The sequence below is a fragment of the Mechercharimyces mesophilus genome (assembly GCF_059818345.1).
In genome coordinates this window covers 96,516-119,539 of record NZ_JCBAPH010000002.1, presented here as the reverse complement: position 1 = coordinate 119,539, position 23,024 = coordinate 96,516, and the positions used below count along the sequence as shown (strand labels likewise).

The window sequence follows — 23,024 nt, the reverse complement described above, 5'->3', positions numbered from 1 at the left end:
ACTCCTTGATATAATGGGTTTCCATATCCACAAATCTTGGAAGGGGTGAGAACAATGGCAAAAAGAGGACAAAAAGTGATCGCTCAAAATCGCAAGGCCAGACATGATTTTCATATCGAGGAAACCTTCGAGGCGGGGCTTGTTCTCACCGGCACCGAGATTAAGTCGATTCGTCAAGGTAAGGTCAATTTAAAAGATAGCCATGCGTTGGTCAGTAATGGCGAAGTGAAACTGGTCAACATGCATATTAGTCCCTTTGAACAGGGAAACCGCTTTAATCATGACCCGACCCGCACACGCAAGTTGTTACTTCATAAAAAAGAGATATCCAAGTTGATTGGACTGATTCAACAAAAGGGATATACATTAATCCCAGTCGATTTGCACTTGCGCAACGGATACGCCAAGATTCAGTTGGCACTTGCTAAAGGGAAGAAAGTGCATGACAAGAGGCAGGCTATCGCCAAACGGGATGCGGATCGTGAAATCAGACGACAGTTGAAAGAACGGCAGTACCAATAAGGTCGTTCTTCCTTCTTGTCTTAGCCCTGTTTGTAAGGAAAGAAAACTTCTTTGATGAAGCGATTTTCCTATGGTTTCCGAAAAAAATGGTGCAACTTGTGAATTTTTCTCTTTACAGCAATCTAGAGCTGTGCTAGAATAAGTAATCGTAACGGTCATTTGTTTCCCCGCGGGGGCGTTTATTGGATTCGACGGGGACAGATCGAGCGTTAGTAGCGAGTCGAGGGGCTGTGTCCTCGTTAAACACGCGGAAAGCCAAAAGTAACTGGCAAACAAGAAAATTTCGCTCTAGCTGCTTAATTTAAGCTTAGCTAGGATCCGTTTCACCATTGTTCGCGTGGTGTCTTCGGGTCTCATAACTTAGCGGACTAGTTCACTGAGATTGCCGTCGATCAGTGAGCGAATCGAAGATGGCTGGTCTGATGAATAGCCTGTCGTTGGGCAGTTCAGAAGACGAGATTCTAATACAACGACTGCACTCGGAGAAGCTAACGTGGCGATGTCTTCGGACAGCGGTTCGACTCCGCTCGCCTCCACCAAACATACGTAGAGGATTTATGAATACGCTGATGTAGCTCAGCTGGCAGAGCACTTCACTCGTAATGAAGGGGTCGCAGGTTCGAATCCTGTCATCAGCACCAGAACAGAACAGGAGGAACCCTGTTCTTTTTTGTAATTAAAACAGAACAGGATTTCTCCTGTTCTGTTTTTTATATAAAAGGGCGAAGTATAGCCATGAAAGAGAAAAGATGTTATTTTACTGCTTATATTTGTGATGGTATACATATTAAATGAGTCTTTAAGCTATGCTGAGGAACCGTTTGAGGATCAACTCACTCAATCTTTGTCAGCTTAGACTTAACTTTTTACTGTCTCACTTATTGACTCAAGTCCCACTTCATTCAGGTCTCGATTAATTACATAGTTTTTCATCCATATACTAAAGCATAAAACAGTCCATATTTTACGGCTATTATCCCTTTTTCCGCTACGATGATCTTTAAGGAGTTCCATTACATAATTTTTATTAATAAATGCATCAATCGGTGATTGATCAATTATTTCTTTGACCCAATTGTACCACTTATCTTCTTTAAACCACTTTCTAATTGGAACAGGAAAACCTAATTTTCTACGATTCACTACATGCTTTGGAATAACATCAGCGAAAGCTTCCCGCAAAATTTGTTTCGTTCCCACTTTTGAAACCTTATCTTCTAGTGATAACTTAGAGGCTAATTTCCAAACTTCAATATCTAGGAAAGGTACACGCAACTCAATAGAATGCGCCATAGACATCTTATCCGCTTTCATTAATATATCTCCGCGCAACCATGTTTTCATGTCAATATACTGCATTTTAGTTGTATCATCTAGATAGTGTACTTCTTCAAATAAAGAATGGGTAACATCCATTGCAATAGTAGATAATTCACCCTTGAGTAATTGTGCTTTCTCTACCTGATCATAGATCTTTGCATTCCCAATATATCGTTCTTCAATAGGTGTACACCCGCGAATAATATAATTTTTCCCTTTTATCCCCTCAGGAATGATCGTTGCTACCTTTTTCAATTCGTTTTTCAAGCGTCCTGGAATATGTTCAAAATATGATAAGCTAAATGGTTCTTTATAAATATTATACCCGCCGAACAGCTCATCTGCTCCTTCGCCAGACAATACAACTTTTACATGTTTACTCGCTTCTTTGGAGACAAAGTACAATGGAATAGCAGCTGGATCAGCTACGGGGTCATCCATATGCCATATGACATTAGGAAGGGCATCAAAAAATTCTTCATCACTTATGGTGTAAGGAATATGTTCGACATCGATTTGCTTAGCAGTCTCTTTTGCTACATCCATCTCACTATAACCTTCATGCGCAAAATCTACACTAAACGCTTTAATTGATGGTGCGAATTTACTAGCAACAGTTGCAACAATTGTAGAATCGACACCACCAGAAAGAAAGCTGCCCACTGGAACATCACTTCTCATATGATGAAAAATAGAGTCCTCCATCACTTCTCTCACTTGATGTTTCAGCTTGTTGTAGTCAGATTTAGTCGGTTGAAATAACGGCTCAAAATACTTATGCATAACTAAAGATGTAGATGGTGTCCAAGTAAAGTAATGTCCTGGTTCTACTTTTTTAATATCTTCTAACAGCGTATGAGGTTCAGGTACATATTGAAAGGTTGTATAATGCTCTAAAGATGTTTTTTGGACATTATATTCAGTTAAAAACGGAAATAGGCTTTTTGATTCAGATGCAAATCCAAGACCATCTTTATTTTTAATTATGTATAACGGTTTTATACCAAAATAGTCTCTTGCCCCGAACAATTTCTTTTCAACACGGTCCCAAATTAAAAAAGCGAACATACCTCTTAGTTTGTCTACTACTTTTTCACCTATCTTCGCATATAAGGCAACAATTACTTCTGTATCACTATCAGTATTTAATTCAATACCATTACTTTTTAGCTCTTCTTGAAGGGCTTTATGATTATAAATTTCACCGTTGAAAACAATCTGGTACCGAGAGTCCTCATAAGGTAATGGTTGGTGCCCTTTTGATATATCAACAATACTTAAACGCCTAAAAAACATGGATGCGTTTTCATCATAGTAGTTTCCGTGATCATCAGGACCACGATGAACCATTCGTCTTCCACCTTCTTCAACCCAATTTCTGATATCTGCATTCTCTACACCATCTTTATTAAAAAAACCAATAAATCCACACATTTAGAAATCACTCACTTTCGATATTTTAAGTTATATAGCTTACTAATAACATGTTCGAACAGTATCAAACTATAATCTACCATAAAACACACGAACATAATACATTGACTAACATTTAAGCACTCTAAAAGATAACGTATATTTCAATAGAGACTCATTATCGATCCACTTAATCAAGTATATTACATATTACATATAAAATTTAAAATAATAATTCTATTCTTCGCAGACTAGATAATGACATATCATTTAAACAACGTTACTCACACCATTATTATACCATAACCTATCCAGTTCAACTTCAATCGCGCTAAAATATACTCTTTACTTAATATTCTCTCAAGTATTACAGCAGTTGATCACTCCAGATAGAGCATATGAAAAACCTTCATAGTAATACTACCCTTCCATTATACCAGTAAAACCTCTTTAACATATAGTTTAATTTACCCGTGGTGCTAGTAGCCTCTCTCATATAAGAATTCTCCTTAAACAAATCATCATTGCTTCCCATATAGCCTTTAAGCATGTGCACTGCATGATCACTGATGTAGTGTGCCGTGAGCATAACTAAGTAATCTATTACCTTCTTGTCAATGGCAGTTTTCTTGGGCAAAGGTTCATATCAATATTGATGCATAAGTTGATTCGGAAGGACAAAGTGCGCACCTTAACTGACGACAGATTCCTATGGAAAGTACGATCCTCTTCTCGGCACAGAAGGCACGTATCTGATGATGGACGATAGGGAGTACATTAAATGTTTTTTTAGAAAATTACACCAAGTACCTTGCTTATCGGTCTTCTCATGTATAAAATGGATAAGAAGCAATGGATAAGCTAAGAAAGCCGACATCGAATAAGGGCTACTATATCCACTTGGGTAATGTAAATATAACTACGTATGTTAGAAAAACAATTTGGATGGGGAATGAGGAGATTACACTGAAAAAGTTATACCTATTCCTAGCGCTAATTGGGACGATTCTTCCATACTATTTTTTTATTCAATTTCTAGGGAGTAATGGATTGAACTTAGCTTTATTCTTTGATCTGTTATTTGCTAACAAGATATCGTCCTTTTTTGCGGCTGATTTCTTTGTCTCCTGTGTTGTTTTCTTGTTCTTCATGATTAACGAATCACGGAAGTATAACATTAATGGGAAATGGATTTTGCTTTGTCTATTGTCCTTGATTAGTGTGGGCTTATCCCTTGCCCTTCCTTTATTTTTGTTTTTCAGACATTCTTATGTTCATGCCAAAGATGAAGAATAAATTTTAAAACCCGATTTTTGGTTCATTCTCTTCAATGAAATAAATGTTCTAATTTTTTACTATTCATAACAAAGTAGTCGACTGAGACATTCATATTCCTTCGTCAAAGAAACGGATGGAACACTATTCCTAGTGAAATGACGGAAATACCACTTAAAAAATTGCGGTAGGAGTAGATCCTATTCCTGCCGCTATGGTTTGTCAGGCAGGTGATGTGCAGAGCCATATAAATTACCAAGATAGCTGTTAAACTTATCACACGCCCAGAAGGAGTTGACTTTAGCGCACTCGTTTTAGTTCTTGACTTTCTATCAATAATAGCGTAAAATGAAATCATTGTTTTGAGGCGAAAACATAATATGGGGCATTAGCTCAGCTGGGAGAGCGCTACACTGGCAGTGTAGAGGTCAGCGGTTCGAGCCCGCTATGCTCCACCAACCAAACCCTTGATAATTCAGGGTTTTTTTCGTTTGAAGGACGGCACTGTTGAAGTGTCGGACAGCGAGTTGGGGCCGAATTATAGGAAGCTTCAAATGAAGTAGAAGGGTATGAGGGATATCATATCCTGTTTGGATTAACGGAGTATGACGAGATGCTCAAATCTTGGAGTTGCGTATGCCAAACAACAAGGCTGGGACTCAGTCAAGAAGGCGATTATGGGAGGGACGAAAAAATATATATCACCGAATCCCTCTTCAACATTGAGGAATTCGGTGAAGTTCTAGTCCCTAACCTTCATCATTGCAAGACAGCGGAATGAGCTTTCCATCAAAAATGACTTCAGAGGCAGATCCATCTTGTGGGATGCAGAGGAATTGTTCTGGTGGTAAAAGCTTAATTAAAAGCAAGAACGTTTTTAAGTTGTTCTTACCATCCGGTTGCACGGAGAGCGTCTGAACAAATTCTGGTGTGTTGCCGGGGAATTCTTTTGTCTGAAATTTCTTTGCTAACTCAGCATAACAATCGAGAATGCATGCAAAGCGCAGGGATGACCCTGGGTCTGTTGTGGTAATGGCTGTTTGAACACAGAGCAAGGCTTCTTTAAAGATATTCATTTTTTCACCTCCTAATTAATAGAATATGTAGATTAATAGATTTGGTATGAGTATACGTCTGATTAGTCCGAAATTAGACAAGCGAAATAGAGAATAGAAGAGGTTTTACCGGAATAGGTAGAAAAATAAATGGGTTCGGTATAAACGACTTGCTCGGATTCACCGTTCCAGCAGGAGCCACGGGACCGAGAGGACCGCGGGGTGCAAGCGGAGAAAAGTTTGACAGGGAATAGAAGTATCGTAGGCATAGATGTAGTATGACGAGAGTAAGCGATCAAATGAATAGAGCAACCACACTCAACTTATTTGGGTGGAGGTTGCTCTTTGTTTTGATTAAATTCGAATTCCCAATGACCATCGCAGGGTTTATATATATCCTGGAGCTAATTCTTAATCTAAACGAAGCTAAACGGTAGATCTTTCGCATTTTTCGGACTAACCCCTTATATTCACTCTCTAAATTCCATGAGCATAAAGTAATTATCATGCATAGAGAGGTGATTTACATGAAGCGATCAATTTATTCGCCATGTGATAGGGGAGAATTGTCAACCGAGAGTCCATCTAAATGGAATGGTCAGGTGGCATGTGGACAAGAGTTCCATCCCACTTTTCTACCAGATGGTGTCTGTTTTGAGTTGAATAAAACGTTGAAAAGAGGGGTTTCTCCACTTTTTTTACGATTCCACAATCCTTGTAAGGGAGTAGTAATGCAGGAATTTAAGGAGACGCTGGGTTCAATGATCAAACACGAGAACGAAGCAGAAATGTCTCACAAAGTGATCTATCAAGGAATATGGCCTGGGATAGACCTCTACTTTTCTCATTGTGGTAAACGATTAAAGTATGATGTGGTCGTTCATCCAGGAGCTTGTGTGGAGGATGTTCGCTTTCGCTATGAAGGAGGAGAAAAGCCTACTTGTAACGAGGAGGGGGATCTGTTCATTTATACACCCTATGGCTTACTTTGTGAGGAACGCCCTCTCAGTTATCAAGCAGGAGAGCAAGGACAACAAATCTCTGTTGAGAGTTCATTCCGACTCTATAAGGACGGGTCCATTGGTTTTGATATTGGAGATACCTATGATCGCACAAAGATGCTTATTATTGATCCTTTGGTTATTTTCTCCACTTTTTTAGGGGGGACGAGTAGAAATGATTCATGTGGGATTGCGGTAGATTCCATGGGTAACTCCTATGTGACAGGGGGCACACGTTCCGCAACGAATTTTCCTGTTACCACAGGCGCTTTTCAAACCATGAATACCGGAATTGAAAGCGTATTTATTACAAAATTCAATCCAAAAGGAAGTTCACTCATCTACTCAACCCTGTTGGGCGGGAACCAATTTGACGAAGGCAATTCGATTGCGGTGGATAATGAGAGGAATGCATATGTAACGGGAGTAACCACATCTCCTGACTTTCCTGTGACTTCTGGGAGCTTTCAAACCCAATTTCAGAATGCAGACAATCAATCTTTTGTGACGAAATTAAATGCTACAGGAACTTCTCTTATTTACTCTACATTCATAGGCGGTTCAGGAATTGCCAGTATGACGGCTAGTCGCGGCATTGCCTTGGACGCGTCTAATAATGCGTACATTACCGGTAGTACAGACTCAGCTAATTTCCCTACAACCAGAGGTGCATTTCAGACGATTTTTAAGGGAGTAGGTCCTACGCTAACCCAGAGCGATGCTTTTATTACGAAATTTGATGATAGAGGATCTACGTTGATTTACTCCACTTTCTTGGGAGGAACCAATACGGATCAAAGTGGGGGTATCGTTTTGGATGAGGATAATCAAGCGTATGTTGTGGGAAGCACATTGTCGCTCGATTTCCCGGTAACACCGAACGCCTTTCAGACTGTGGCAATGGTAGGGAATGTTTATGCGTTTGTGACGAAACTGAATGCTACTGGAAGTGCGCTTGTCTACTCTACTCTCTTAGGAAATGGAAATACAAGCGGTTGTGCGATTGATTTGGATGGTGCAAAAAATGCATATGTAACAGGCTTTACAAACTCTGCTTCATTTCCAGTTACAAAAGGTGCGTTTCAAACCCAGTTGTCTCTAGATAGTTTGGATGCCTTTGTTACGAAATTTAATGACGAAGGAAGTCGTTTGCTCTACTCCACTTATTTAGGTGGGTCACTAGATGATGAAGGGTTTGGTATCGCCGTAGATTCTCTTGGAAGTGCTTGGGTTACCGGCTGTACTTGTTCAACCAATTTCCCCATTACCTCGGATGCATTTCAAAAACGAATGGGTGGGGTGTCGGACGCTTTTACTACACAAGTAAGTTATTCTGGACGGGGACTTACTTTCTCTTCGTATTTAGGAGGGAATGATGCGGATGAAGGCTTGGCTGCAGCCATAGACGAAAATCAAAATGCCTACTTCACGGGCTTCACCCTTTCTACCGATTTTCCTGTTAGCTTTGGTGCATTTCAATTATCGTTTGGGCCGGTAAGTGTTCTTAGTTCACAAGGGTTTGTTTTTAAATTAGGATCATCCATTGAGCCAGGTCCTACAGGACCCACTGGACCCAGAGGAGTACGAGGACCGCGAGGAGCACGAGGACCCCGAGGAACAAGTGGAGGAGAAGTGGGAAAATAGGAGGACAAGGGCGTATCATTTCCCATCTCTATTGAGTCGGCTGAACGAAGTAAATGAAGGGATAAGCTAACTCCAACCCTCGATCTTTCGAGGGTTTTTTATTTTCTATAAATGTTTTACCAAATTTGGGACACTCTATAGAAGAGGAGAAGCATCTATGAATCGTACCCAAAAGGGGGAAGTGCAGTGTGGTCTCGAAAGAAGCGAAGTGGTGGAACGAAGTTACACGGACATCTGAAGCAGCTGGCGAAATCCTCTGATTTTATCCACTATCATCAGGCGCAAGATCCCTTTCCCTATTGGATTTCCTACTTCAAAACATTGGTTGATCCCAACCAGTTACATCGTGATATTCTCCCCTACTTGAATAAGGGGATTGCAAGGAATCTAAAAGAGCTACAGCGAGCGCTCCCTATCGAGAACACGCAAATCCTTGATGATCCAAAACTTATTGAAGAAAAATTGCTATGTGGATTTGTCTTAATTCAGCTCCACGAAAAAGATGAACACGGATTGTTGGTTCACTCACAGTTGTGTAAATCACGTGCAGTTGCGCCACCGGAAATTGAATTTAGTGTGACCGGACCCAAGGATGGATTTGTAGAGGAATTGGAGACGAATATAAATCTTATTCGACGTCGGGTGCCCAATCCCAAACTATGTATAGAAGAATTAACAGTGGGTTCTTATTCAAATACGAAAGTGGTCCTTCTACACATTGAAGGAGTGACGAACAAAGAGTATGTAGAAACATTACGACAGCGCATTGATGATCAAAATTATGATATTTTTACTGATTCTAGTTTGTTAGGAGAAGTTATTGAAGATAATTCATTGTCCATCTTCCCTCAAGTGTTAGAAACAGAACGACCGGACCGTGTTGCTGCTATTTTGGGTTACGGAGGGCTGGTGTTCATGGTGAACGGATCGCCCAATGCGATGTCCGTTCCCGCAACATTGGGATGGTTCCTTACTTCCTTTGATGATTACTATCTCCCTTGGATAGTAGGGTCCTTCTTTCGAATCATACGCGTGATCTCGGTGGTCTTTTCGATCGTGGCGACCCCTTTGTATGTGGCTGTCCTCACTTATCACTATGAGATGATCCCGACCGACTTGTTGGCGACATTGGTTTCTTCCCGCTCAAACATCCCTTTCAATCCTTTTATGGAATCGCTCTTTTTAGAGATTACAATCGAGCTGTTACGTGAAGCGGGGGCACGTATGCCGACGAAGATTGGACAAACACTGGGTATTGTGGGTGGGATTGTTATTGGAACAGCTTCTGTTGAGGCTTCACTTACGAGTAATGTCTTACTGATTATTGTTTCCTTATCCGCATTGGCTTCTTTTACTTCGCCGATGTATCGTATGACGAATACGATTCGCGTGCTCCGGTATCCTTTGCTGATCTTTGCGGCTGCTTGGGGCATGATAGGGATGATGATCTGTCTGTTATTTTATCTTGTCCACCTTATCCGTCTCACCTCGCTTGGGATTCCGTATTTGGCCCCTCTATACCCTCCACGCTGGCATGATCTCATAAATCAAACCATTTTTCGTCCTTCTTATGCACGAGATTATTTGCGTCCCAGCTATATGCGTGCGCAAGAACCCAAGCGATTTGATCCCAAACCCGATCCGACAGGGAAGAACTTACTCGATATTGATGAATAACACCTTTTGCTAGGGGGTGTGTAGACTGATCAAAGTGAAGGATAAAAATAAAATCTCACCCGGTCTGGTCTTTTTTCTGGTGATATCAAACCAATTAGGGGTAGGGGTTTTGGGATTTGAGCAAGTGTTAGCTAAGTCGGCTGGTAATGATTCATGGATAGTGGTATTAATAGGGGGCCTTTCGGTCCATGTGTTGATATGGATGATCTTTTACATCTGTGATCGAGAAAAAAGCGATGTTATGGGAATTCACGAACGCCTTCTCGGGAGATGGTTAGGTAGCTTTTTTAATCTTCTTTGGTTGATTTATTGCTTCTTTATCTCCTTGGTTGTCTTGCGTACCTATTTAGAAGTAATCCAAGTTTGGGTGTTTCCAAACTTAAATGTGTGGGTCTTCGCAGCAGTATTTCTTATCTTAGCTTATTATGTGATCTCTGGTGGCTTTCGCACCGTGACGGGGATCGCTTATTTCTCCATCCTTCTATCCGTTTGGGTTGTATTTACGACGATCTATACTTATGAGTTTGCACATCCCAATAACTTGCTTCCAGTGTTGAACCATACGTTCGCAGAGTTTTATCAAGGGATTCGAGATAATACCCTCAGTTTCTTAGGGTTCGAGTTGATTCTAATATATTATCCCTTTATTAAAAATCCACAAGAATCAAGGAAGTGGGCTCATTTGGCTAATGGAACCACGATCTTTTTCTATCTCTTTGCGGTGACGGCTTCAACGATGTATTACAGTCAGGGTGAATTAGCGGAGACGGTTTGGTCTTCGATTAATAAATTAAAAATGGTGGAACTCCCCTTTATTGAACGCTTTGAATACTTAGCAGTAGCGACTTGGATCAGTGGAATATTACCCAATATCTGTACGTCCTTATGGTCTGCAAGTCGGATTGGAAAGAAAGTGCTGGGGATAAAACAACGCAATACATTGATCGTGTTGCTACTTGTCTGCTTGTTCTTGACAGGATGGGCGAAAGATCGTACGACGATCAATAATTTAAATATGTGGCTGGACTATATTGGGTTTTACCTTATTTACATTTATATCCCTTTGTTGTTTGTTTGGGTGATAGGGAAAAAGGGATGGAGGAGGAAGGAATGAGAAAAACGGCCATTTGGATCTCCATCATCTTACTTCTTCTCTTCATTGGTAGGGTCAAGATGGAAATCGTGGATGAAGTTCAACTCCTCTTTGCGATTGGGTATGATGTGGCGGAGAAGAAGGAGGGGGGGCAATACGAGGCTACCATTTCTGCCCCAACGTTTGAACCGGATCAATCACTCAACCGGAAGGTCATCACAGCAACAGCCGACACGAGTAAAGGACTTCGCCACAAACTTAGTAGCGAATTGGAGCGCCCCTTTGCTATTGGGAAGCTGACGATGATTCTTTTTAGTGAAAGATTAGCCAAGAAGGGCTTGAACAACTTGTTGGATAGTTTTCTGCGAGAGCCTAGTGTGGGTAGCCGTGCACACCTGGCAATCGTAGAAGGAGATATGAAAGAACTGCTTAGTGGGGAATACGCCAGATCAGAAGATATTGGAATGTACTTAGATAAAGTGGTTTTGCAAAACATGGAGGTTGGCTATCTGCCACGGAGTAATATTCATACGTTTGGCTATGCGTACCATGAAGATGGGGCAGATCCGTTCTTGCCAATCTTAACTACGGTTGAAGAGAGTGCCAAAATCATAGGATTGGCTCTCTTTCAGGATGATAAATACGTAGGTAAATTGGATTCAGAGTCTTTGTATCTGTTTAGTTTGCTATACGAAGGAGTAAATAATGGGACCTATGAATTCGCTCTTAGTGACCAGGGGCATGCGACCATTCAAAACAATGGATCATCGATCCGTTATCAGATTGAAAAAGCCAATCACCCTGATCACAAGCCGAAAATTAGAGGGGAACTGGCAATAAAAGCAACTCTGATTGAATATGCAGATGGAGAATTGAACGATCAGTTACAAGAAGAAATGACCTCAGAGCTGGAAAAACAATTAAAAGAGGGGGGCGAGTCCATGATTCAATCCTTTATAGAGAAGGGAATAGACCCTCTCGGCTTCGGAGAAAAAGCGCGAAATCAATGGAATGGATGGGAAGTGAAGAAGTGGTATAAGCAGTATGCCCAGGCGGAAATAGAACTAGATGTGAAAGTCGATATCATGAGCACGGGTGCGATTGAATAAAGAAAATGAACAAACGAATCATGGATGTAAGAGATCATCGTGAAACAAGGTGAACGGGAGAGGGAAAGGAATAAAAAAAAGTAACCTGCATACATAAGAAGGAGGGTCATTGTTTTCATTTAACAAGGGCGAAGGGAATGATGGACACTTGCGGAAGAAAGTAGGGGTGGTTACCGGAGCGCTTGTAGCGGCGACTATGACGCTACCAGATGGAGCAGAAGCAACGGAAAATGTCCATACAGTGACCGAGGATGATACTCTCTGGAGGATTGCCAGTAAGAATCATTTATCTGTAGAAGAACTCATGGAACAGAATCAGTTAGCAACGACGCTGATTTTCCCCGGAGATCAATTGTTTGTTGGTGAACCTAACCAAGAAGGGGACCAGACCAAGAATGCCATTTCGCAAGAGAAAAACACGATATGGAAGCTAGCTCGTGAGAAAAATTTTAGCCTAAATCACTTGATAGAGATGAATCCTCATATGGAAAGTGCGAACCTGATCTACGTTGGCCATGCGATTAATTTGATTCCCAAACCGAAAGAGACCGTATTAGCAGAAGCGACAGATTCCCTTTCAAACAAGACAGAGAACAAAACGGGTGTGACACTAGCCTCTTCTGATAAGAAAGAAAAAAGTAAAGATGACGAGGCACGTCTGGAGGGGTCAGATACTCCATCGTCAGAAGAAAAAGCGGCTAGTGACGGAAATTGGAAATCAACTGCTGAGCGTGTGGTTGCGAATGCTAAAAAATATTTAGGTACTCCTTACCAGCATGGAGCAGAGGGCCCTCATTCGTTTGATTGTTCCGGCTTTACGCAATATGTATACAGAAATGTGGGGATCACGCTTCCGCGTTCTTCCTCTGCACAAAAGAATGTAGGAACTTATGTTTCTTATGATCAATTGCGTATAGGAGATATCATATACTTTGGGAAGGGTATTTCCCATGTGGGAATTTATATTGGGGATGGGAATATGATTTCTGCGCAAAACTACGGATCAGGTGTCAAGATTGCTACCATTGCCAGTGGCTACTGGAATAAACACTACGTGAGTGGTCGTCGAGTCATTCACTAAATTATCGCCAAAAAAGAAAAAAAGGTGAGAAAACCTCCTGCACGTGGGGAGGTTTTCTTTGTACCTTAGCGAGGACCTTCCCAGCCACCCCATCTGGTTCCATCCCAGTCGCCACCTTGCCAGTTTCCTATTCGCTTCATGTTATATTCCATAACGAGTTGTTCCATGCTGTGGCACATTTTCATATAGCGATACATGTATTTCACAGATTCTGGGTCCATTTGTGGCATCATCATTTGTTGCTGATCCATGAAGGGCATCATTTGATTCTGATCCATGAAAGGCATCATCTGTTCCTGATCTGAGTGATCCGTAGGTCTTTGCGGGGCACCTTGCCACTGATCTTGATAAGGTTGCATAGGCATTGGTTGCATAGGCATCGGCTGCATAGACATCGGTGGCATAGGCATCGGCGGCATGGCACACGGGTCATGCATGCACGGATCATACATACATGGATCATACATGCACGGATCTTGCATCATAGGAGGCATCGGAGGACATTCCATGCGCTCTTCTTGTGGCATTTCACGTGGTTTCTCGGCTGGTGGTGGTGGACAAGGCGGACAAGGAGGGCACGGCTGAGGCTGAGGTTGGGGTTGGTAAGGATATTGCATAGGAGGTTCTTTTTCTGGTTTCTTTGGCATCGGGTATTTTTTCTTTTTTTCTCTTTCCATATTTTCACTCCCGTTCGGTTTTCGTAGGTGAACACACTGTATCTTATGATGAGAGCCTGTAGGTAGGTGCGAGATAAACTAGCCTAAAAGAAGGTCAGGCGATTACCTAGTAAAGATGAGGATGGTTTGTGATGAACCCCCCAGATGATATATAATGAAAGAGAATGTCTCCGGATAGGATGGGGGAAGTTTGAATGGAAGTAGTAAAAATCGCCCCACGTGGGTATTGTTACGGTGTGGTAGATGCCATGGTGATTGCCCGGCAAGCGGCAGACAATCCAGATCTTCCTCGCCCGATATATATCTTGGGAATGATTGTGCATAATCGACATGTTACGGATGCATTTGAGGAGTTAGGGATTGTTACGTTAGATGGGCCGAATCGCCTAGAGATATTGGAAAAAATCGAGCAAGGGACAGTCATCTTTACAGCACACGGAGTCTCACCGGAAGTTCGTCAACGTGCGGAAGAAAAAGGGCTGGTATGTATTGATGCCACTTGTCCGGATGTAACGAACACACATGATTTGATTTTGGACAAAGTAAATCAAGGGTATGAAGTGGTCTATATTGGAAAAAAAGGACACCCGGAACCGGAAGGCGCTTTGGGAGTGGCACCTGGAAAAGTACATCTGGTGGAATCGGAAGCGGATGTAGATGCCCTTGACATCAAAGCGGACAAAATCATGATCACCAATCAAACGACGATGAGTCAATGGGATACGATGGATTTAATGATCAAGATCCGTGAAAAATATCCCTTTGCAGATCCGCATAAGGAAATTTGTATGGCGACACAGGAGCGACAGGAGGCCGTGGCTGAACAGGCAACGGGCAATGACCTCGTCATTGTCGTGGGTGATCCACGTAGCAATAACTCCAATCGCCTAGCACAAGTTTCGCAACAGATTGCAGATGTAGAGGCTTATCGCGTTGCTGATGTGACAGAAATCCAGCCGGAATGGTTACGGGGAAAAACGAAAGTGGCTGTAACAGCTGGTGCTTCTACTCCGACACCTGTTACAAGAGAAGTCATTCAATTTATCGAGCAATTTGATGAGGAAGATCCCAGCACATGGGAACCAGAGCGGACGATCAATAAGAAAAAGCTCCTTCCGCCAGTACGGAAGAAAAACATGGAACGAAGAACGGCGCGTAAATAACCAGGAACACCCTAGGTTATGTCAGCCAAAAAGCCATCCTGTATCCGAGCGGGATGGCTTTTTTTATTAGTGGTATACAATTCTGAAAGTATGAACAAAGAAAGAAACTCCATTTATTGAGCCGCAGTGGGATAGCGGATGGATACATAGTCATAACACTGATTCATCGAACCACGAAACTCGACACGATGATCTTTTTTCATCGGGTTATACCATTCGAAGTAATGATCTTCATGAAGAATGGTGGGCTTAATCTGTTCTGAGTCACGGATGACGTAGTACATGTGTGACACCTCCTGCTGTTCAGTATTGTCCAAAAACATATTCTCTATTCTTTTTGGCCTGCGATTGTCCAATGGAGGAGGAGAACTTGGCCACATATAGTAGCGTACATGGCAAGACAAAAAGGCCAGCATCGCTGACCTTGGACTCATAGTGTAGGAAGAAATCTATTGGTTATCGGTTGTTTCTAGTCTACCGAGGGGAATCGCCTGCAGTTGGTTCTCTCCCTCCCAGTAACCCCAAGCCATGATTCCATTGAGGTACTGAACAGTAAAAAGACGTTCATCGTCTTTCAAGTGATAAGGAGTTTGAAGTCGAATGGTTGTCTGATCGATTAAATAAGAGAGAGCGAAGTAGCGTTGTTGTCGAATCACTTCTGCTTGTCCGGGGTTTTGTTTACGCATGGAGCATTCTTCTTGTTTCAATCGATTCACTTCTTCTTTTAATTCTTTATGTGGCATTTGTCCATAAAATTGCATGCTTTCACTCTCCACGACGAGGTTGATTCTGTATGTTCCTATCTGTAGTTTACCACGAAGGTTTTGGAGATACATCTCTCTTTCAGCGCCCCTGTTTCGCAAGGGGCTTGTGTTACAATGAGAGACAGGAAGAAACGTGAGGGGGATGAGCATGTCAAACCGATATATACCACAGGTAAAAGAAGCATATGTTCCAGAAGATGGCGCTTGGGCTGAATTGTCGGAGGAGAATGTCCTTATTTTATCCTTGCCTGAGTGGAAGGATCAATTTCATTGGGGAGCAGACGGCTTTGAGTTTGCTTGGTTGTACGACCATGAATCGGACGCCTATTTGTTTTGCTTTCGCCTGTCAGATGAGACTGAATGGGCAATTGCCTTTCCAAAAGATCATGCGGGGAGATTATTGCAAGATGGACGGGCATATGAAAAGTTTTGTTTCTTATTACTAGCTGGAGAGATTCAGGAAATGGAAAAAGAGGAAGGAGAAATGATGTTGTTACGGGATATCTCTCTTCGACGACATCCGCAAGCTGGTTGGTAATCCACCAAAATAGAAAATTCATTAATTTACATAATGTAGTAATAAACATACACATATTAGAAGCTACTCGGGTGGCTTCTTTTTTGTGTGCTTTCCTCCTTTTGGGGCAACTTAAGGGAGAATCGTAAGGAGGGATGAATGGTGAATGGATGGATGAAGTGGATTGTATTCTCCAGTATACTCCTTCTCTTCTCCAGGAGAAGTCAAGGAGTACGATTTATGGGATGGAAAGAGCCAGTGGCCATCGGTGGCTTGTTTGCTATTGTGGGTCACTATGCTGATCAATGGATTTTACCGGCTTTGGGAAATCGACGTGCCACCCTTTTCGGTACACTGTTTATGATTACAATCATCTGGCTTTCGCAGTTTTTCTTTACCAATGCACGGGTTCGCTTTTCTTCTGCTTGTATGCTAGGTGTGCTTTTTGGGTGCTTTGAGATGGTGGTTCATCGCTTTCTCCTTCGCGATCACTCCTCCAAAATGAAGTTTGTTAGTATCTTCTGATTGACAATTTCGATTGGTTTCGCTACGCTTGAGATAATTAGTATCAGGTACTAACTTTCGAGAGAGGGGTTTTTCCATGTTTAAGATAGAAGGAAAGCATTACCTCATTATGGGAGTGGCGAACAAACGGAGCATCGCATGGGCAATAGCCAAAGCATTGCATGGAGCTGGAGCAAATGTTGCTTTTACGTACCAAGGTGAACGACTGGGGAAAAATGTGAAGCGCTTAGTGGATGACGAGATGCCAGGCGCCCCCTTGATTGAGTGTGATGTAACATCAGACGAGCAGGTTACAGCTGCCTTTGCTGAAGTCAAGGAAATGTGGGGTCGCTTGGATGGGTTGCTTCATAGTATTGCTTTTGCCAAGGGAGAGGATTTAGAAGGAAACTTTCTAGACACTTCACGAGAAGGGTATGCTCTTGCACAAGATATTAGTGCGTATTCCCTCATTGCGGTATCACGCGCAGCGAAGCCTCTTATGGTAGATGGAGGCAGCATCATCACCATGACGTATTTGGGAGCGGAACGGGTTATTCCTAATTATAAAGTGATGGGCATTGCGAAAGCTGCCTTGGAAACGAACGTGCGCTATTTGGCAGAAGACTTGGGGAGAGAGAACATCCGCGTAAACGCCATTTCGGCTGGACCACTGCGTACGCTAGCGGCGCGTGGAGTGAAGGACTTCAACAGCATATTAAAAATTATGGAAGAAAAAGCACCTCTTAGACGACCGACAGAGGTGGAAGAGGTGGCGGATACAGCTCTGTTCTTAGCTAGTCCACTTTCACGTGGTATTACGGGAGAAGTGATTCATGTAGATAATGGTTTTAATCTGGTAGGGCTGTAGGATAGAATGAATGGTACGTTGCAGGGGTTTTGTGAGAGAACAGGTGGTGGAGGATCACGCCTCTTGTTCTTAGCATGATCCCTTTTTTTTATAAGATCTCTTTCTACGGTTTGACGAGCATTATAATTAAGAGATGACGATTATAGCGGGGTTGCTCATACTCATAGCATGGTTGGGAATTACAGTTGATCTTTCTATGAAAATATGATAAGTTGGACTGCGTGAGCTTTTGTATGAGATTATAAGAAACAGACTGCAATCATACTAAAAAAGGAATGCACCTACTGCATTCTATCATCAAAAAGGATCCAAGATTCACTTAAAGGGTTGGGACCTCACCGGACTAACCTTCCCCCGTGGTGAACGAGCAGATTCTAGAGGAATATTGGCTCACTCCAAATATTTCCTAGGAAGGGGGCCGAAAGCGATGGAATTTTCCACTTTCGGACGTCATGTGGCCCTGGATGCATGGGGTGTCGATTTTGATCTGCTCAACGATGCCTCATTTTTAGAGAAGCATATGCGAGTAGCAGCAGAGAAATGTGGAGCGACGGTTTTGTCCGCTCAAGCTCAGCAATTTGATCCACAGGGAGCGACGGTTTTGCTCTTATTATCAGAGAGCCATGTCTCCATTCATACGTATCCGGAGCGAGGGTTTGCCGCGTTAGATTGCTACACCTGTGGGTATGATGTTGATCCCGCTGTTGCCATTAAGTATATGGTTGATATTTTACGGCCTAAACAAATTTTTGAAAAAAGCATGCGTCGAGGACAAGGGCCGATTGAGCTGGTCCAACCAGAATTGGATAACCGACAAGAACGTATGATTGAATTAGCATAAAGAACCATAAATAGATAGTAGAAATAGAAGAAAACCGCCTAAGAACCTCTATGCTCTTAGGCGGTTTTTACATTTTATATAGTAAAAGCAGGTCCGTTTACCCTTGTTTTTCGATTGGAGGAAAAGTGAGGTCTTCCAGCAGGGAGAGCGAGGGTTTGAAAAGGCGAACAATAAGATTAAATCTGCCCTCAGGAGCAGGGAGCCAATTGGATTGTTGGCCTGGAGGAGAGGTTTGACCAATGTAGATATCCAGTGAACCATCGGCATTGTATTGAAGTTCCTCTGTGTTGCTACCGATGGAGTATCGATTGAGCTCGTTAGGAACGAGGTACATGCTTTCATCATACATATTGATTGTCCAAAAGCCTTCTACTTTGGGTAGCTCATCTGCATCGAAGTGAATGACATAAGCGTTTTTCCCTTCCAAGAACCGATAACGTTCGTCGATATAGGTGCGCAGATAGGTCTCTTCTTCTGGGACATTGGCAGCTAGGCCAGAGTAGGTAATGTAAGCTCGTGCCAGATAATGCTCTCCATAAGTACCGATGATACCGGAGTATCCCCAGTTGTTTGTCGATTCTAGAAAGAGAGGAAAACTATATTGAATAACTGTGGGAGCAGTGTTGATTGCTCGTTCTAACCCTGTGCGTGTCGCATCGCTTAATTGATCGGGATCAAATCCTTCCTCTAGATTGATGCCGATCTTCTCGAACGTTGTAATCAAGGAATCTTGTGAAGCCGGGGGTGGATTTTGTGCCATGACCTCGGTCATCACCTCAAAAAAGGAGAGGGAACTGAGCACATTATCAGGCACCTCGATCACTGGGGCAGTTCCCCAATATTTTTCTAGTGGATGAACGGTGATCTGTTCACTAAAGGTAACCGCATCAGCGAGATCCTCTTGTCCACGTACTTCTGTTCGTCCCCATAGCCAGGTAGAATTTGTAGGTGATTGAATGACGGGTATCCCTTCAGGAAGGTCACCCTGCCAATCAGGACCAGTGATCACATACGCTTTTTCTGAAGGAGTGGCTTTGATTTCAGGAACATTTCGAAAGGTATTGGTGTACATATCCATCATTTGCACAGTGAAATAGCGGTCACTTGGATTTGCCGGAATCGTTAATAGGACAGGTGTTTCGGAGAGGTCTAGCCAGGCGGAGGAGTAGAGGGTATCTGCATTTGGAGAAATAATGTCATCATATCCTGGCCGTGCTAATTGTTTGGAGTGATAAAACTGATTGATCGGGGCACGTGTTTCTACTAGCTTTTGTTTGGTTTGCTCCATAATCACAAGGGGATAGCCATAGATATAAGCTTGTACACCCAGGAGAAAGGCGCTTGCTTCCTCTGTGTATTCCACTAGGTCTTCTGCTGCTGGCTCCGCTACTCCAGTGGGAAAAGGGAGAGCAGTCATCATGAACCAGATGAAGAGAAGGAACGTATAGGTTGTTTTGCGTACCATCATGAAGGTCCTCCTGTGAGCGTCTCCTACCGTGTAGATTTTGAACTCCTACCACTCTTCCTTTGAAAAGTGAAGTTGCTTAGAATCGGATGAGATGTCTCTTTCTTTCCAAATCGAGGTCTGATGACACGATAGGTGGCATCTGCATAAAGCGGCATGGTATGATGTTGGCATCCTGTAAAAAGTCTGAAAAGAGTGATCTCTATTGAATTTTATCGCTTGGATTATTGTCACATGCGAAGTCTTATTCTGGGTTTTTATCGCAGGAGGACTGGTGACGCGTTACTTATTGAAGAAAAAAAAGCTAGGAATGATCTTGCTAGCAATTACACCCTTAATTGATCTCTTTTTGCTCATCATCACAAGCATCGATCTTTATCGCGGAGCCACGGCCACAGTCGCCCATGCCATCGCTGCGGTCTATATCGGTATTTCGATCGCCTATGGAAAACAAATGATTGCATGGGCTGATGAACACTTTCAATATTACGTGATGAAAACAGGAGAGCGACCCAAAAAAAGAGCTGGTATGGAGTATGCTACTCATTATTTTAAGGGATGGATCCGGCATCTCATAGCTTTCCTGATCGGTGGAGGGCTATTTTATGGTGCCATTCTTCTTGTAAATGATACTATCCGTACAGAGGCGATGCTCGCTACCCTGAAGCTGTGGGCTGTTGTACTCATGATTGATCTTGCTATCACCATCAGCTATTTCCTCTTTCCCAGGAGAGCCTAAGAAAATTATAGAAAATCTTAACCTGATTCCTCGATGTCCCAGCAGAAGTTGAAACGAGTTAATGCGAGCATCCTTAGATTATCCTGAATGGTGGAAAGGTATGTGGCGACCAGTATTCATCTTCAGTCATGAAAAAGCCCTACAGTATGGAGCACACTGTAGGGCGCTAAGTTTCTTTTATTAAGAGACTATTTTTTCTCGATTTTCATGTCATCGAAAGCAGCTTCGACCAAGCTGGGACTTCCAGCATCGGAAGCTTCGATTTGAATCTGAATTGTTTTTCCTGCAAAGTCGTTGAGGTCGATGGATTGATTGGACCACGCAGCGTCTTGGTCGCGTGATTCTCCCTTTTCTTCAAAGATGGTGGTAAGGTTATTTCCATCCTTGACTCGAACACGGAAGTAGTCATCGCTACTTGAATTGGAGTAATGACTGAGATAGTAGGCAAAAGACAAAGTGAGATCCCCATCTGCAGGTAGCGTGATTTCAGGTGAGCGAATGGAAGTATCACCATTGTCAATATCGTAGCTACCGACAGAAGAGCCTCCATCTGCACCTGTGACGAGGTCATTATTCCCGCTGTAGGCCTTCAGTTGTTTGGGACCGCTGTAGCTGGTCGTATCTGGATTGGCACGTTCCCAATTTCCTGTTGTAGCCGTATCCTCACCATCGGGATTGGTTGTCCACCCTTTATTGGATTCAAAATCATCTTCGTAGACGACTTCAGAATCACCGCCTCCATCATCTCCACAATACTGATTTTCTTTCCCGATGACGCGGTAAGGACAATCTGCTTGTTCGGTCAGATAGAGAATCGCTTCACGGTTGCGCTCCGTTTCTTCATCGATAACCTCATCATCTGGATAAAATCCGGGGTTGGAGCTGGTGGGATACATTTCAAAGGTATAGGCAAAGATCCCTTGATCCCCGTAGGCCCAGTCTGTCATATCCCCATCGGTGACATAGAGGTCGCTACTTTGTTGTGGATCGTAGCCGTTGGTATCCGCCATTGCTTCGGCCATCGTGACAAATACATTATGGTCATCTTGACTCATGTCGCTGGGGACATCCGTGTAGGTGTAACCATAGGGATACAAGATAAGCTCACTGTAGGTGTGGAAACTAACCAAGGATGTGATCTGTTGCTCGCCATCGATCACCCGACCTTCAATAAAGTCACGTATAGCGGCTGTTTCGGGAGCGGAGAAGGCACTTGTTCCGCGGTAGGTATCACTCCACGGGCTGCCACTTGACCCCCCGCAACATCCCCACTTGTAACCATAGTTTCGATTGAGGTCGGTTCCTACATAGGAAGAGCCAGAGTTGGGCTGACGATTTTTACGCCACATTTCATAACTGCCGTCGGCAATATCATATTCTCCTCCGTCGGGGTTGAGATTGAAGACAATGTAGATCTCACGGGAGTCAACCAGGTTCGTGATCTCGCTATCGGAGCCGTAATTATCCGTGAATAGTTCCAATAGATAAAGTGTCATCTCAACGGTCAAATGTTCACGAGCATGGTGTAAGCCTGTATAGAGAACTTCAGCTTCGTCTTCATCTTGCGACGGGTTGTCACTAATCTTGACGGCCCAGAGTTCACGTCCTTCGTGGGACTGGCCAATGCTAAACTTTTCTACGATGTCCGGATGATTGCTTGCTGCGGCGTTGATTTCACTGACCATTTCATCATAGTTGTGAAAATCGGAATCAGATGGGGGGAAATCAAACGCATCCATGAGTTCGCTCGCTGAGAATTGAAGTTCCTGAATTTGTTGATATTCAAGTGGGTGAGCAAAGATGATCACATAATCTTTACCAATTTCTTCGATCACTGCCCCTGTCTGTGCAATCGCACTTCGCTGTTCTTTGGTACTAACTCCATCCACACGGTACATTTTTCGTTCATCTTTTGCTTCTTTCGTGTCTGTTGGAGCTGTCTTTGTCTTTTCTGCGATCAGGTTATTGGATAGCAGTGGAACACTGAGTAGTGTCAACATGACGATCATCGCAATGAGCCAACGCGCTTTTCCCAAACGATTCGCCTCCCATACAAGATTCGGGCTTGGATGAGGGCTAGATTCATAACTATGAATAAAAAAGTTTACTAGTCTGATATTTTCAAAATATAAATCAATTATAGGGGAACTTTTTTATAATTTCAAGTGCTAGATTAGATAATCTGGATAAAGAGAGAAAAAGTAGGTTTAATATAGCCAACTGCTTCTAATTTTCAACAGAAAAAACAAGGTTATAAATAATACATTTAAGTACAGGGATTAGACTGTCATCACTT

The 23,024-nt window shown here is 42.8% G+C and carries 20 protein-coding genes, 2 tRNA genes and 1 other RNA gene; 16 read left to right on the top strand and 7 right to left on the bottom strand.

Annotated elements, in window-relative coordinates; translation table 11 throughout:
* Nucleotides 1-54: 54 nt before the first annotated feature.
* The 3 genes from smpB (at nt 55) to AC6RGY_RS08275 (ending at nt 1,163) form a co-directional block, all read left to right on the top strand.
* Nucleotides 55-522, top strand: coding sequence for an SsrA-binding protein SmpB (gene smpB / locus AC6RGY_RS08285; protein ID WP_499861676.1), 468 nt, complete (start codon nt 55-57; stop codon nt 520-522).
* A 171-nt stretch (nt 523-693) separates the two neighbouring features.
* Nucleotides 694-1,061: a transfer-messenger RNA gene (ssrA, locus tag AC6RGY_RS08280) on the top strand.
* A gap of 26 nt (nt 1,062-1,087) precedes the next feature.
* A tRNA-Thr gene (locus tag AC6RGY_RS08275) sits at nt 1,088-1,163 on the top strand.
* A gap of 217 nt (nt 1,164-1,380) precedes the next feature.
* On the opposite strand, the gene asnB is transcribed toward AC6RGY_RS08275, so the two are convergent.
* Nucleotides 1,381-3,276 carry an asparagine synthase (glutamine-hydrolyzing) gene (gene asnB / locus AC6RGY_RS08270; protein WP_499861672.1) on the bottom strand — a complete coding sequence of 632 codons (1,896 nt, stop codon included), beginning with the start codon at nt 3,274-3,276 and terminating at the stop codon, nt 1,381-1,383.
* A gap of 831 nt (nt 3,277-4,107) precedes the next feature.
* Between asnB and AC6RGY_RS08265 the strand changes: the two genes are divergently transcribed.
* Nucleotides 4,108-4,551 carry a DUF2834 domain-containing protein gene (locus tag AC6RGY_RS08265; RefSeq protein ID WP_499861669.1) on the top strand — a complete coding sequence of 148 codons (444 nt, stop codon included), beginning with the start codon at nt 4,108-4,110 and terminating at the stop codon, nt 4,549-4,551.
* 361 nt (nt 4,552-4,912) lie between these two features.
* Nucleotides 4,913-4,988: transfer RNA gene (locus tag AC6RGY_RS08260), tRNA-Ala, on the top strand.
* A gap of 291 nt (nt 4,989-5,279) precedes the next feature.
* Here AC6RGY_RS08260 and AC6RGY_RS08255 read toward each other — a convergent pair.
* On the bottom strand, nt 5,280-5,606 hold the full coding sequence (locus AC6RGY_RS08255; RefSeq protein WP_499861664.1) for a hypothetical protein: 327 nt from the start codon (nt 5,604-5,606) through the stop codon (nt 5,280-5,282).
* 506 nt (nt 5,607-6,112) lie between these two features.
* Here AC6RGY_RS08255 and AC6RGY_RS08250 point away from each other — a divergent pair.
* From AC6RGY_RS08250 to AC6RGY_RS08230, 5 genes are all read left to right on the top strand, one after another.
* Nucleotides 6,113-8,230 carry an SBBP repeat-containing protein gene (locus AC6RGY_RS08250; protein ID WP_499861660.1) on the top strand — a complete coding sequence of 706 codons (2,118 nt, stop codon included), beginning with the start codon at nt 6,113-6,115 and terminating at the stop codon, nt 8,228-8,230.
* Nucleotides 8,231-8,416: 186 nt separating this feature from the next.
* Nucleotides 8,417-9,907, top strand: a complete 1,491-nt coding sequence (locus AC6RGY_RS08245; protein WP_499861657.1) for a spore germination protein — start codon at nt 8,417-8,419, stop codon at nt 9,905-9,907.
* Nucleotides 9,908-9,923: 16 nt separating this feature from the next.
* On the top strand, nt 9,924-11,021 hold the full coding sequence (locus tag AC6RGY_RS08240; protein WP_499861654.1) for a GerAB/ArcD/ProY family transporter: 1,098 nt from the start codon (nt 9,924-9,926) through the stop codon (nt 11,019-11,021).
* Complete coding sequence (locus tag AC6RGY_RS08235) at nt 11,018-12,109, top strand: Ger(x)C family spore germination protein (protein WP_499861652.1); 1,092 nt, start codon at nt 11,018-11,020, stop codon at nt 12,107-12,109. The genes AC6RGY_RS08240 and AC6RGY_RS08235 overlap by 4 nt, the downstream gene beginning before the upstream one ends.
* Nucleotides 12,110-12,218: 109 nt before the next feature.
* Nucleotides 12,219-13,190 carry an NlpC/P60 family protein gene (locus tag AC6RGY_RS08230; RefSeq protein ID WP_499861649.1) on the top strand — a complete coding sequence of 324 codons (972 nt, stop codon included), beginning with the start codon at nt 12,219-12,221 and terminating at the stop codon, nt 13,188-13,190.
* Between the two features lie 65 nt (nt 13,191-13,255).
* Here the strand turns inward: AC6RGY_RS08230 and AC6RGY_RS08225 are convergent, their stop codons facing one another.
* Nucleotides 13,256-13,867, bottom strand: coding sequence for a hypothetical protein (locus tag AC6RGY_RS08225; RefSeq protein ID WP_499861646.1), 612 nt, complete (start codon nt 13,865-13,867; stop codon nt 13,256-13,258).
* Between the two features lie 194 nt (nt 13,868-14,061).
* Here AC6RGY_RS08225 and AC6RGY_RS08220 point away from each other — a divergent pair, with 194 nt between their 5' ends.
* Entirely contained in the window at nt 14,062-15,030 is a 969-nt protein-coding gene (locus tag AC6RGY_RS08220; protein ID WP_499861644.1) for a 4-hydroxy-3-methylbut-2-enyl diphosphate reductase, read from the top strand.
* A 113-nt stretch (nt 15,031-15,143) separates the two neighbouring features.
* On the opposite strand, the gene AC6RGY_RS08215 is transcribed toward AC6RGY_RS08220, so the two are convergent.
* On the bottom strand, nt 15,144-15,314 hold the full coding sequence (locus AC6RGY_RS08215; protein WP_499861642.1) for a hypothetical protein: 171 nt from the start codon (nt 15,312-15,314) through the stop codon (nt 15,144-15,146).
* Nucleotides 15,315-15,479: 165 nt separating this feature from the next.
* Entirely contained in the window at nt 15,480-15,791 is a 312-nt protein-coding gene (locus AC6RGY_RS08210) for a DUF1811 family protein (protein WP_499861640.1), read from the bottom strand.
* Nucleotides 15,792-15,942: 151 nt separating this feature from the next.
* Between AC6RGY_RS08210 and AC6RGY_RS08205 the strand changes: the two genes are divergently transcribed.
* The 4 genes from AC6RGY_RS08205 to speD all read left to right on the top strand — a co-directional run bounded on the left by AC6RGY_RS08205 (nt 15,943) and on the right by speD (nt 18,524).
* On the top strand, nt 15,943-16,332 hold the full coding sequence (locus tag AC6RGY_RS08205; protein ID WP_499861637.1) for a hypothetical protein: 390 nt from the start codon (nt 15,943-15,945) through the stop codon (nt 16,330-16,332).
* A gap of 138 nt (nt 16,333-16,470) precedes the next feature.
* Entirely contained in the window at nt 16,471-16,836 is a 366-nt protein-coding gene (locus AC6RGY_RS08200) for a DUF2512 family protein (protein WP_499861633.1), read from the top strand.
* Between the two features lie 76 nt (nt 16,837-16,912).
* Complete coding sequence (gene fabI, locus AC6RGY_RS08195; RefSeq protein ID WP_499861628.1) at nt 16,913-17,683, top strand: enoyl-ACP reductase FabI; 771 nt, start codon at nt 16,913-16,915, stop codon at nt 17,681-17,683.
* A 427-nt stretch (nt 17,684-18,110) separates the two neighbouring features.
* A complete protein-coding gene (gene speD, locus AC6RGY_RS08190) occupies nt 18,111-18,524 on the top strand; it encodes an adenosylmethionine decarboxylase (protein WP_499861624.1) in 414 nt (137 codons plus the stop codon).
* A gap of 97 nt (nt 18,525-18,621) precedes the next feature.
* Here speD and AC6RGY_RS08185 read toward each other — a convergent pair whose 3' ends face one another.
* A complete protein-coding gene (locus tag AC6RGY_RS08185; RefSeq protein ID WP_499861620.1) occupies nt 18,622-19,992 on the bottom strand; it encodes a DUF1254 domain-containing protein in 1,371 nt (456 codons plus the stop codon).
* Between the two features lie 202 nt (nt 19,993-20,194).
* Between AC6RGY_RS08185 and AC6RGY_RS08180 the strand changes: the two genes are divergently transcribed.
* Nucleotides 20,195-20,728 (top strand): hypothetical protein, encoded by a 534-nt coding sequence (locus AC6RGY_RS08180; protein WP_499861617.1) that lies wholly within the window; start codon nt 20,195-20,197, stop codon nt 20,726-20,728.
* A 188-nt stretch (nt 20,729-20,916) separates the two neighbouring features.
* Here AC6RGY_RS08180 and AC6RGY_RS08175 read toward each other — a convergent pair whose 3' ends face one another.
* Nucleotides 20,917-22,764, bottom strand: a complete 1,848-nt coding sequence (locus AC6RGY_RS08175; protein ID WP_499861613.1) for a M14 family metallopeptidase — start codon at nt 22,762-22,764, stop codon at nt 20,917-20,919.
* Between the last annotated feature and the right edge of the window lie 260 nt (nt 22,765-23,024).